Annotated in this window: 6 protein-coding genes; 4 read left to right on the top strand and 2 right to left on the bottom strand. The window is 63.0% G+C overall.

Annotated features, from left to right (window positions below; translation table 11 throughout):
• Positions 1 to 2: 2 nt before the first annotated feature.
• The 4 genes from L4X63_RS14320 to L4X63_RS14305 all read left to right on the top strand — a co-directional run bounded on the left by L4X63_RS14320 (position 3) and on the right by L4X63_RS14305 (position 9546).
• The gene (locus tag L4X63_RS14320) at positions 3 to 1340 is read left to right on the top strand and encodes a sigma-54-dependent transcriptional regulator (protein ID WP_250679325.1); all 1338 of its coding nucleotides are present in this window, start codon (positions 3 to 5) and stop codon (positions 1338 to 1340) included.
• A 516-nt stretch (positions 1341 to 1856) separates the two neighbouring features.
• Positions 1857 to 2729, top strand: a complete 873-nt coding sequence (locus L4X63_RS14315; RefSeq protein ID WP_250679324.1) for a cytochrome C — start codon at positions 1857 to 1859, stop codon at positions 2727 to 2729.
• A gap of 91 nt (positions 2730 to 2820) precedes the next feature.
• Positions 2821 to 7551 carry a multiheme c-type cytochrome gene (locus L4X63_RS14310; RefSeq protein ID WP_250679323.1) on the top strand — a complete coding sequence of 1577 codons (4731 nt, stop codon included), beginning with the start codon at positions 2821 to 2823 and terminating at the stop codon, positions 7549 to 7551.
• A 153-nt stretch (positions 7552 to 7704) separates the two neighbouring features.
• Entirely contained in the window at positions 7705 to 9546 is a 1842-nt protein-coding gene (locus L4X63_RS14305; RefSeq protein ID WP_250679322.1) for a tetratricopeptide repeat protein, read from the top strand.
• Between the two features lie 257 nt (positions 9547 to 9803).
• Here L4X63_RS14305 and L4X63_RS14300 read toward each other — a convergent pair whose 3' ends face one another.
• Both L4X63_RS14300 and L4X63_RS14295 read right to left on the bottom strand, forming a co-directional pair.
• Positions 9804 to 11642, bottom strand: coding sequence for an AMP-dependent synthetase/ligase (locus L4X63_RS14300; protein WP_250679321.1), 1839 nt, complete (start codon positions 11640 to 11642; stop codon positions 9804 to 9806).
• A gap of 173 nt (positions 11643 to 11815) precedes the next feature.
• Entirely contained in the window at positions 11816 to 12079 is a 264-nt protein-coding gene (locus L4X63_RS14295) for a hypothetical protein (protein ID WP_250679320.1), read from the bottom strand.
• Positions 12080 to 12124: the final 45 nt, after the last annotated feature.

Raw genomic sequence — 12124 nt, 5'->3', positions numbered from 1 at the left:
CGATGAGCAGCATGAAACTATTGGTGGTGGAAGACGATCCTCTTTTCGGGGGCGCGCTCAGGTCGGTACTGGCGGGGGCGGGGCATGAGGTCAGGCTCGCGGTGAGCGGGGCCGACGCCCTGAGTGCCATCGGCGAGGAGAGCTTCGACCTGGTGATCCAGGACATCAAGCTTCCCGACGTGAACGGCCTCGACCTCTTGCGGCAGATACTGGCCCGCCAGCCGCACTGCGGCTCGCTGGTGATGACCGGCTACGGCACCATCGACGATGCGGTGACCGCGATGAAGATGGGGGCCTTCGATTTCCTCACCAAACCGTTCGCCATGGAGGTCCTCTTCCTGAGGCTCGACAGCTTCGCCGAGCTGAGAAAGAAAGGGAAGGATGTCCAGCATTACGAGCTCCCGGAGGCCTTCTCGGACATCATCACCAGGAGTCCCGCCATGCTGGCCGCGCTGGAGATGGCCGCCAGGGTCGCCCACACCAGCACCTCGGTCCTCTTGCAGGGGGAAAGCGGCACCGGCAAGGAGCGGGTCGCCGAGGCCATCCACCGCCAAAGCCCCCGCGGAAGCGGCCCCTTCGTCCCGGTCAACTGCGCCGCCATCCCCGCCACCCTCATCGAGAGCGAGCTCTTCGGGGTGGAAAAGGGGGCCTACACCGGCGCCGAAAAGGGGCGCCCCGGCTATATAGAAATGGCGGAGGGGGGGACCCTCTTCCTCGACGAGATCGGAGAGCTCCCGCTGGAGCTGCAGGGGAAGCTGCTCAGGGTACTCCAGGAAAAGGGGGTGGCCCGGGTCGGGAGCACCGCTTTCCGGGAGATCGATTTCCGCCTGGTCTGCGCCACCAACCGCGACCTTTCCGAGATGGCCCGGGAAAAGGAGTTCCGCGAGGACCTTTTGTACCGTATCAACGTGGTGCTCGTCCGTCTCCCGCCGCTTCGCGAGCGCCGGGAGGACATCCCGCTTTTGTTGAGGCGGTTCCTCGAGCAGTTCGCGCCCGACGATCTTCCCGAGCTGACCGCCGAGGCCCTCGACATGCTGGTGCAGTACAACTACCCCGGCAACGTCCGCGAGCTTCGCAACATTGCGGAGAGGATCTCCCTTCTTCATGGAGGGGGGAAGGTGACCCCTCAGCACCTCCCTGCCGAGCTCCAGAGCCCGGGGGTGATCGGGACCACCTTCGAGTCGTTTACCGTGGGGCGTCCGCTCAAGGAGGCGGTCTCCCAGTTCGAGCGGCGCTACATCGAAAAGGTGGTCGATTATGCGGGCGGACGCAAGACGCTGGCGGCCAAGATGCTCGGGCTCTCCCGGAAGGTACTCTGGGAGAAACTGAAGAAAGAATAGTAATTCCGGTCACCTGTCGCACCGTGTTACGGTGCGGTAACGTGGCCGGTTTTTAGGCGGGAAGGGTTGGCGGCGATTTGCCGCAGTGGTTACGAAATCGTATCACCGGAAGAAAAATTAACGACGAAAGAGCTTCACAGCCCGCCGGGGGGATCCCCGGCGGGCTTTTTCGTTTTGGGCTTTGAACGGCCCATCGGACGCTATATGACGGAAAAATGACATGCAGGTGTCTGGTAGATGAAGGGGTATTTTCGGGGTGGTGACGCGTGAATTAGATTCGCACTCACAAAGAGCTGTACCGCCGCCGTGCCACTCTTTGGGTCCGCAAGTTGCTCAATAGGGGGTGTGAAAGCGGTTTTGAGACAGTCTGGCTGTGTACATACAACGAAAAAGGAGAAAGGAGGGGTTCTGAAGCGGTCTTTTCACCGAACGACAGGTTCACACGGTTCTCACTCTTGATTTCCCGCAAGGGAGGAATGCAATCGCATTCAATTTAATGCAAAAGGAGAAGCACGAATGAAAAAGGTATTAGCAGTAGTGGCAGTGTTCGGTTCCTTCGCCGCGGCGGGGACCGCCCTCGCCGGTCTTCCGGCCGGCACCGGGGTTAACGGCTCCCTGCACGACATGACCAAGGTTGTCGGTCCGACCGCCGACTCCATGGGCCGAGTCTGCGTATTCTGCCACACCCCGCACCACGCTCAGTCCAATGACGGCGGGTTCAACCTTCCGCTGTGGAACCACACCATTCCGGACACCACCACCTACACCCCGTACGCCTGGGCAACCCCGCTCAACTCCAACAACGGCACCTTCACCATCACCGACCCGCTGGCCGGCCCGAGCCGTCTCTGCATGAGCTGCCATGACGGCGCCATCGCCATCGACGAGCACGGTTCCGCTCTGGGCAACACCACCGGCACCACCTCCATCGCCAACGTGGACACCGGCTTCGGCCAGGGCCGCGCCGCCCTCGGCAAAGACCTCACCGCTACCCACCCGATCGGGTTCGACTACAACGAGATCGCCGCATGGCGTAACGCCAACTCCACCAACGGCTTCGCTAACGCCGACGGCACCAAGTCCACCGAGATCGTGACCTCCGATCACACCTACGCCACCAACATCGACACCACCGGCACCACCCAGGGCGTGTACAACACCGTGACCCGCGCTGCCGGCGGCAAGAAGATCGTCGACAACCTCTACGGCACCAACATCATGACCTGCGCCACCTGCCACGAGGTTCACAACAAAGAGAACGCCACCCAGGACGGCTTCACCGACGGCGTGACCAGGACCCAGCTCGGCGTGACCGTGACCGCTCCGAACTACTTCCTGTACGCGAAGCAGAGCAACTCGCTCATCTGCCTCTCCTGCCACGTGAAGTAATGGTGGGCCGCCTCTCCTCCGGATGCCCGCAGGGAGGCAGGCAAGTAAAAGAACCCGAGATCTTACTTATTATGAAAAGGGGATAGATAAAATGAGAAAAGGACTGGCAACATTGGTCTGTCTTACCCTGGTAGCGGTCGTATGGGCGTGGGCTGCCACCGCCTACTCGACCTACTGGGTAGAGACCAAGACTACCACCCTCGGTGGTAGCGTAAAGGTGGCCAACAACACCGCGCTTTCCGGTGTCGGCGCCATCCGCTTCACCAGCTTCACCACCGCAGCGGTTGTTCCCGTTACCGTTACCCCGGACGCCGGCTACAAGATTTCGACCGTCACCGTGGATAACGTAGCCCAGACCGTTCCGGTTTCCGGCGCTTACACCTACAACGGCCTGCAGACTCCGGATCACACCGTGAAGATCTTCGCCGGCTTCGTTGGCTCCAACGCCGCCACCTCCGCCGCCAAGACCTGGCAGCTGCAGATCCAGAACGGCAGCGCAGGCGGGACCATCTCTGCCGCTGGCCACTCCATCGCCACCTACGGCATGAAGATGTACAACTACTCCGACACCACCGCGATCCCGGTCACCGTTGCTCCGGCTACCGGCTTCTACGTGTCGAGCCTGTACGTCAACGGCGTGCTGCAGTCTGGCTTCGCCACCACCGGCGGTACCTACACTGTTGACCCCTCCGTCACCGGCAAGGTCTTCAACGTGACTGCCAACTACAAGAAGCAGATCAACGTGGTGACCACCAACACCAGCAGCCCGCTGGTTGCCAACGGCATCCTCCCGGTCAACCCGAAGGTCGCTTACGGCACCGACGTGAAACTGATCGTCGCCCCGATGGCTCCCTACAACATGGTCACCGGCATCACCGTGACCGGCACCACCCACGGCGCCATCTCCATGGTTGACAGCCAGGGCAACACCGCCGCTCCGTTCAAAGGTTCGGTCGTGGTAACCATCGCCAACGTCACCGGCCCGCTGAACCTCTCCTACGCTGCCGGCACCGACAACACCGGCCAGATGCAGGGCTGCACCAACACCTGCCACCTGTCCGCTTCCGCTTCCGTGCAGAGGACCGCTACCCAGTGGAACCTCTCCAACCACAAGCGTAACGCCGTCGACTGCGTGAGCTGCCACGAGACCATGCCCGGTACCTGGACCAGCACCACCGTCGACAAGAAGACCATGGCCATCGGCTCTGCCGTTGTCTGCTCCAAGTGCCACGCCGACGCCAATGTCGAAGGCTTCCTGACCAGCCCGCACTGGACCAACCTCCGCAACAACGGCGACAGCGCCGTCGCCGGGGATCAGCTGGCCACCTGCGCCACCCAGAAGTGCCACTTCAACAGCACCAACCAGCCGGGTTGCGCCACCTGCCACTCCGGCCAGCTGGCCGCTGCCGGTACCTTCAACCGTTACTCCTCCGACATCGCTCACAACCCGGCCACCCCGACCGCTGCGAACACCTGCATGATCTGCCACACCGGTTCGCACCACGGGTCTCCGACCGAGTCCTTCAAGAAGTCGGCTCACTACCTCGATCCGTACTTCGAGATGAAGGTGACCTGCGTCGACTGCCACGACTCCCACAGCACCAAGGCTGAGTTCCCGGCCTACGACGCAACCACCCACGCCAAGACCGCTGCGGGTTCCTGCGACAAGTGCCACGTCGGCCAGTACAGCATCTTCAATGCCGACAACAGCATGAAGGCTCCGCACTCCATGAACAAGCTGGCGACCAACACCAGCACCGCCTCCAGCCAGGCTGCCTACAAAGGAACCACCCAGTTCAACGTCGGTTCCACCACCATCGGCTGGTACTCCGGCACCCGCGTTGTCTACGTCAACGTATCTTCTTCCTACGTGACCCCGAACAACAGCTGCACCGACTGCCACGGCCACAACAACCAGATCAACGGCGAGTACGCCGAGACCATGCACGCCGATCCGTACGGCCGCTGGAAATCCGCTTCCTACTTCAAGTACCGCGGCTTCTCCTCCGCCAGTGTGAATCCGTCCAACAGCGCTTCCGACGGCTGCGTACGCTGCCACACCACCACCGGCTTCGTCAACTTCATCAACTCCAACTTCCAGGATCTGCGCGCCTGGGGCTTCCAGAACACCGCCGACACCACCGGTGAGGTCATCACCTGCCGCGCCTGCCACGTGACCACCAAGGGCGCCATCTCCGGCGAGGCCGAAGTGGCTCTGCCGGAAGGCAACATCAACGGCTGGAACCCGGCTTCCATCCGTGCTTACAACAAACCGTTCACCGCTTACTACAACTACTCCTCCAAGCTGAGCGGCAAGATCATCAAGTCGGCAACCTACCGCGACTTCAAAAACTCCAACGTCTGCATCTCCTGCCACGCTGGCCGCAACGGCGCCACCAACGGTGCTGTATTTGCTACCCTGGGTACCTTCGCCCAGTACACCACCCTCACCCTGACCGGTGGCTCCGCCCTGGGCGCTCCGCACGGCGTGTACCAGGCCGCCATCCTCGACGGCAAGATGGGCTACAAGTTCGGCAACAAGTACAGCACCTACACCTCCGCAGCCAACGGCCATGCCGCCATCGGCGTGACCTACGCCGGCACCGGCACCTCCGGTCCGTGCGTAACCTGCCACATGGACAACAACACCGAGACCGGCTCCAACGGCAGCGCTTCTTACCGCAAGCACAACTTCGAAGTTGCCAAAGCCGACGGCACCCTGCCGACCGTCTGCGCCACCTGCCACTCCGCCGGCTTCAACGCCGCCGCCGTGGACGAGGCTAAAAACCGCTTCGTCGGCGCCGTCTACACCCTGGCCCAGTACATGGCCAGCAGCAACAACAAGTACGGCACCCCGATCATCGTCTTCACCTACAGCAACGGCTCCTACGGCATCAGCCCGGCCAACAGCAAGCGTCTCATCGCCAACACCGCCTTCACCGGCAAGAGCGCTGACTTCGCCGACCTGGCCGGCGCCTACTACAACATCAAGTTCCTCTGGAACGTTGCCTACAGCACCAGCGACGAAGGGGCCTTCGCCCACAACCCGCAGTACCTGAAGCAGCTCGTCAACGACACCGCTGCCTTCCTGAACAACGGCAACGCCGCCGCTGCTCTGGCCGGCGTCGCTCCGGTGGCCGCTTCCACCACCGCTCCGATCAACCCGGGCGTCACCGCTGACCAGGTCAAGGCTGCCGGCGAGTACGTCGTCAACATCAACAACCACTACGCAGCCGGCACCTACAAAGTGCAGTACATGGTAGGCTCCGCTGCCTGCACCACCTGCCACAACCCGAGCGAGTCCACCCTCCAGGCTGCCGCCCGCGAGGCTTGGGCCGAGTCCGCTCACGGCGAGACCACCGGCGCCGCCTGGATGCCGGGTTCCGGTCACCTCTGGAGAAACGCCGGTGCTACCACCGACTTCAGCCAGGTGATTCCGAAGAACGACTGCCAGCGTTGCCACACTGCTGACGGCTTCGCTCAGTTCGCCGACAGCAAGTTCACCAACATCACCCCAGTTGACACCGCCGCTAACGCAGTCGTCAACTCCCCGCTGAACTGCAACACCTGCCACACCAACAACAGCTTCGACCGTCGCTCCGTGGTCTCCCTGGCCGCCGCCGCCTACGGCAACGGCAAGACCTACGCCTCCTACCCGGCTCCGGATTCCACCGTCGGCGTGGGCGTGGCCACCTTCTACAACATCTCCACCGTAGACAAGGTGACCGGTTTGACCGTCAAGGCCCGCACCGCCGTCAAGTTCCCTGACGTCGGCGAGTCCAACATGTGCAACAGCTGCCACAGCGGCCGCCTCGGCGGCGCCACCCTGGTCCAGGCCGTCAACAACGGTCTGTCGCTGTCCAACTCCGGCTTCCAGAACAGCCACTACCTGGCAGCTTCCGGCCTCATGTACGCCAAGGTCGGCTTCACCGCCTTCACCTCGGCTTCCGCCACCATCGGCAGCTCCACCTACGGTAAGACCCTGACCTCGTCGCTCGACATGAACGGCGGCGTCTCCTCTACCCACCGTAACCTCGGCACCCCGGCCATCGTCGGCGACCACAGCATCGTCGCCGGCACCCTCGACGAAAACGGCCCCTGCATCACCTGCCACATGAGGGCCAAGCTGAGCGGCGCTCAGGCTAACCGTCCGGACGCCGGCCACAAGCTCGAGATCAATGCCGACGCTTACAACCAGGTCTGCATCAACTGCCACACCTCCGAAGGTTCGGCAACCGGCCCGGTTGCCCTCGACTCCACCAACTTCCTCCAGAAGTTCGTCGAGCCGAACCAGAATGCCTTCCAGGTCAGCCTCAACCTGGCCATCAAGCTGCTGAAAGACAACTACAACATCAGCTACAACTCTGCAGCGTACCCGTACTTCTACGACGAGAGCCTCCCGCTTGACTCCAAGGGGAACAAGCAGTCGGTTACCGACTGGACCCGTGGCGGCACCTTGAGCAACGCCTCGGCCCTCAAACTCGAAGGTGCCTGCCTCAACATCAACCTCCTCTCCAGGGAGCCGGCCGCCTTCGTTCACGCCAGGAGCTACGTCCGTCGTCTCGTGTACGACACCATCGACTTCCTGGACAACGGCACCATCGACCTGTCGGTCGCAACCACTGCTAGCACCGTGGATCCGACCAACTTCGGCGCCGGTGCTACCGCTTACACCGACGGCACCCTTGGTACCTTCGCTACCGGCACCACCGAGGGTATGCTCTACCTCAAAGCCTGGAACCGCAGCGCCGTTGTCGGTAACGGCACCGCACAGGCTCCGCAGTACCCGGCTGGTTCCTGGGCCGCTGTTGAGCGTCCGTAGTACCTAGTACCACTCTAGTGTGATGCAGTACCTAGCCCCGCCTCGAAAGAGGCGGGGTTTTTTTAGGCCCGGGAACACCCGGCAGGATGCCGATTCGGTTGCCTTGGCGACGGGATTGGTATAGATAGGTATTTTCTTCGGGGGGATGCGGGGATGATCGACAGGATCGACAGAGACGGCAGTATTTCCAGGGGCACCTACCTCTTCGTCGTGGTGTCGCTGGTACTGCTGAACCTCCTCATTTTCGTTCAGACCGCTTCTCACGGCTTTATCATTCTCGACGACAACGATTACGTCCGGAACAATCCGCACGTCTTGTCCGGGTTGACCCTGCGCAACGTCAGCTGGGCCTTCACCTCCTTCTATGCCTCGAACTGGCACCCGCTGACCTGGCTCTCCCACATGGCGGATGGTCAACTGGCCGGGCCTTCGGCCGGCTGGCCCCACCTTCACAACCTCCTCTTGCACACACTCTCCACCGTACTCTTGTTCCGCCTCTTGGAGCGCTCAACCGGCGCACTCTTTCGTAGCGCCGCCGTCGCCGCGCTCTTCGCCGTCCATCCGATGCACGTCGAATCGGTGGCCTGGGTGGCCGAGAGAAAGGATGTCCTGAGCGCCTTTTTTCTGGTACTCACCCTGCTGGCCTACCGCGGGTACGCGGCCCGCCCCGTTCTCCACCGGTACCTGGCGACCCTTTGCTGTTTTGCCCTAGGGCTGATGGCCAAGCCGATGCTGGTCACCCTCCCGTTTCTGATGATGCTGTTCGACTGCTGGCCGTTAAGGAGAATCCGCCCCTTTGCGGGGAAACCGGGCCAACCGAAGGAGCTGCCGGAGGTATCGTTAGCCCGGGCACTTTGGGAGAAGGTCCCCTTTATCATCCTCTCCGCAGCCTCGTCGGCTCTCACCCTGGCGGCCCAAAGGGAGGCCGCCATGATGTCGCTTGAGAAGCTTCCGGTCTCCGTGCGGCTCGGCAATGCAGTTGTTTCCTACCTTCGCTACCTCGAGAAGACCTTCTGGCCGGTCAAGCTCACCATTTTTTACCCCCTTTCCCTGTCGGGGATGGAGCCGTGGCGGTACGCGGCGGCAGGCATGGTGCTGGCCCTCGTTACCGTGGCGGTGGTGGTGTTCGCCCGCCGCGCTCCCTATCTTCCCTTCGGCTGGTTCTGGTTCGTCGGCACCCTCGTTCCCGTCATCGGACTGGTGCAGGTGGGGGGGCAGGCGATGGCGGACCGCTACAGCTACACGCCGCACATCGGGCTTTTCGTGATGGTGGTCTGGCTTGCGGGGGACCTTCGGGGAAAGCTGCGCCTGTCGCGGAAAAATGGCGGGCTACTCTTCGGATGCGCGGTCGCTGTCCTGGCTGCCCTCTCCTTCATGCGGGCCGCGCAGTTTCGAGACGCCGGGACACTCTTCTCCGAGGCTGTCAGGGTGGATAACCGAAACTATCTGGCGTACACCATGCTTGGGATCTCCCGGCAAGAGGCCGGAAACTGTCAAGCCGCCCTGGCGGCCTTCCGTGAGGCGGCCCAGCTCAATCCCGACTACCTCGAAGCGCGTTTTGGGGCGGCAACCGCTCTGGAGCAAATGGGGAGGAAAGGGGAGGCGATGGCCGAACTGCGTTCGCTCCTGGCTGCTCACCCCGAGTACACCAAGGCCCGGCTGAGCTTGGCCAGCGACCTCGCCGGCAGCGGTCTCGTCGATGAGGCGATAGCCCAGCTGGACGCCGCCCTCGAACGCGATCCCCGTTCCGCCGTGGCTCACCATAATCTGGCGGTCGCCTTCGAGATGAAAGGGGACAGCGGCCAGGCGATCTATCACTATGGGAAGGCCATCGTCCTCGACCCGGGGTACGTCGAATGCTACGGCAACCTGGGCGACCTCCAACTCGCCCGCGGCAACCGGGCGGCCGCCGTCGAAAGCTACACCAAGGCGCTCAAGCTCGACCCCGGTTACCTTCCCGCCCGCCAAAGCCTCCAAACCATCCTTTCCCACTGATGGCGTAATGCCGCCTCATCTGCAAACGATCGTGCCACGGTAACTGCCGGCCTTGCTACGCCGCCTGTCCCGGCCAGCGCAGCCGAGCACGCCCCTTCCTCCCAGTGCATTGCGACGCTGAGTCAATACCCCATCCTCACCCCTGCCCTCCCCATGAAGGGGAGGGAGAGTGGGAAGGGGAGGGACAGGGTGAGGGTGGATGTGGGGGAAACGGAATTACGGGAAAACGGGAGAGCGCGGGGCGGACGTGAGCGTCCTTACTCGTGGGCGGAGACGCTCGCTTCGACGGCAAAGCGCTTGATCTTTCTGGTGGTGGTCTTGGGGAATTCGTCCTCGCGGAGGGTGAAGCGCTTGACCCGTTTGTAGTCGGCCAGGTTCTTCCCGGCCTTCAGCACTTCCTCCCGGATGATCCGCTCCACGTCGGCTACCGTCATCCGTCCCATCCCCTGCTCCAGGGCGTAGTTGTCGAGCTCCTCCTGGTTGGGATGGATGATGGCGTGCACCTCTTCGTGGGTCGGGTCGACGTGGTGGCCGTACACCATCGCCTCGGCGATGAAACGGCTCTTGAGGAGCTCGTTCTCCACCTCTTCGGGATAGACGTTCTTTCCGTTGGGGGTGACGATCAGGTTTTTGGCGCGCCCGCAGATGTAGAGGTAGCCGTCGGGATCGACCCGGCCGAGGTCGCCGGTACGGTACCATCCGTTCTCGAGCACCTCGGAGGTGGCCTCCGGGTTCTGGAAGTATCCCTGCATGATGTTGGGGCCTTTGACGACGATCTCGCCGACACCTTCCTCGTTGGGACGGTCGATGCGGACCTCGACGCCGGGGAAGAGGGTGCCGACGCTCCCGAGCCTCCTGCCTCCCGGGCTTTCGGCCGAGATGACCGGCGAGGTCTCGGTGATGCCGTACCCCTGGAAGACGGGAATCCCGAAGGAGAGGAGCCCCTTGGCGATGGCGGGATCGAGGGCGGCGCCCCCGCTTATGAAGACGGTCCCGGCCCCGAACGATTTTCTCACCTTGGCGGCGATCACCCGGCGGGTCAGCGGCAGGGCGTAGAGGGCACGGGAGGTCTTCCGCGCGGCGATCTTCTTCATGATCCGGTCGAGGAGCATCTTGTAGACCGCGGGCACCCCGAGGAGGAAGGTCGGCCTCACCTCGGCCAGGTTCTCCCCCAGTTTCTTGAGCGACTCCGCGAACGACACCTTTCCTCCCAGGGAGAGCGGGAGAAGCACGCCGGCCACCTGCTCGAAGACATGGTTGATCGGGAGAAAGGAGAGGGTGTGGATCGTTTCGTCGAGCTGGAAGTGGGCGGCCGCCCCGGTCAGGTTGGAGACGATATTGGCGTGGGAGAGCATGGCCCCCTTGGAGCGGCCGGTGGTCCCCGAGGTGTAGAGGACGATGGCGATGTCGCCCGGCTCGCGCGGAGAGGCGGGGGGAAGGGTGTGGCGGACCAGCGAACCCAGGGTGGTAACCCGTTCCTGGGAAGCGGTTTCCCCCTTTCCAGATGTGCTGGCGGCAGCTGGCGGCTGCCCGGGGGCCGGTCTTCCCCGCAGGTACTCGGTGGTCAGCAGACGGTGGAGCTGGCGGGCCAGGATCTCCATGCGGGTCACCGCCTCGGGAGGGATCTCCTGGGTCTTGACCAGCTGCTGCCATTCGGCCAGAAGCGCTGCCAGCGCGCGGGAAGTGGCCGGGTCGTCCGGATGGGCGGTGCCGCGATGCATCAGCACGATCTGCTCGAGATGGGGGAGGGAGGGGAGCGCCTCGAGCAGCGGCTCCTGGAAGGCCTGCTCCGTGAAGACGAAGCGGGCCTGGCAGTCGGCCAGAATGTGGCGCAGTTCAGCGCTTTTGAGCTCCTTGTCGATGGGGACCACCACCCCCCCCGCGCGCAGGATGCCGAGATAGCACTCGACCCAGCGGATGGAGGAGGGGCCCAGCAAGGCAGCGTGTTCCCCGGGGCGCAACCCCCGCTCCAAAAGTCCGGATGCGATGGCTCCGGAGGCTTCCCAAACCTCGGCGTAGGTTACCTCCCGCCAAGAGCCGGAGATCTTCTGGCGCAAGGCGACCCTCTCCGGAAAGGCGTCCCAACGGGTTTTCAAAAATCGGTCCAGCGTCTGCACCCATCTCCCCCCTGGCGGCGCATTTCGCGTTCCCGGCCCTCGCCTGGCCGCGCAATGCCCTCTCCCTCATGAAATTTATGATGGATACTTATACCAAGGTTCGGCACCTTCTGCTATAACAATCGGCGCCGAAAAAATGGGAGAAGAGCGCGTCAGTGAAGGGGCTTTCTCGTTATCGCCTCGCCGAGCATCCGGCGGACGGTATCCTCTTCCACCAGCGAGAAGAGCTCGCTCTTCCCGAAGGCGACTTCGAAACTACCCCGGCTCCTGGTCATGGTGACCGGTACCTCGTGCACGCCGTTGCCGAGCAGTCCGAAGTAGACCTGTTCCACGATGTTCCCCCTGCGGTGGGGCTGCTTTCCCCGCAGTTCGAAGTAGACCGCTTGGTCGAGGGCGTCGTTGGTAAGATAGATCATGTCACACCTCCTTGATGGTGACAGTACACCACGGGGGCACGACAG

Origin of the sequence: Geomonas sp. Red32, from assembly GCF_023652955.1 — a bacterium.
Lineage (GTDB): Bacteria > Desulfobacterota > Desulfuromonadia > Geobacterales > Geobacteraceae > Geomonas.
This window is presented reverse-complemented; position numbering and strand designations above follow the sequence as displayed.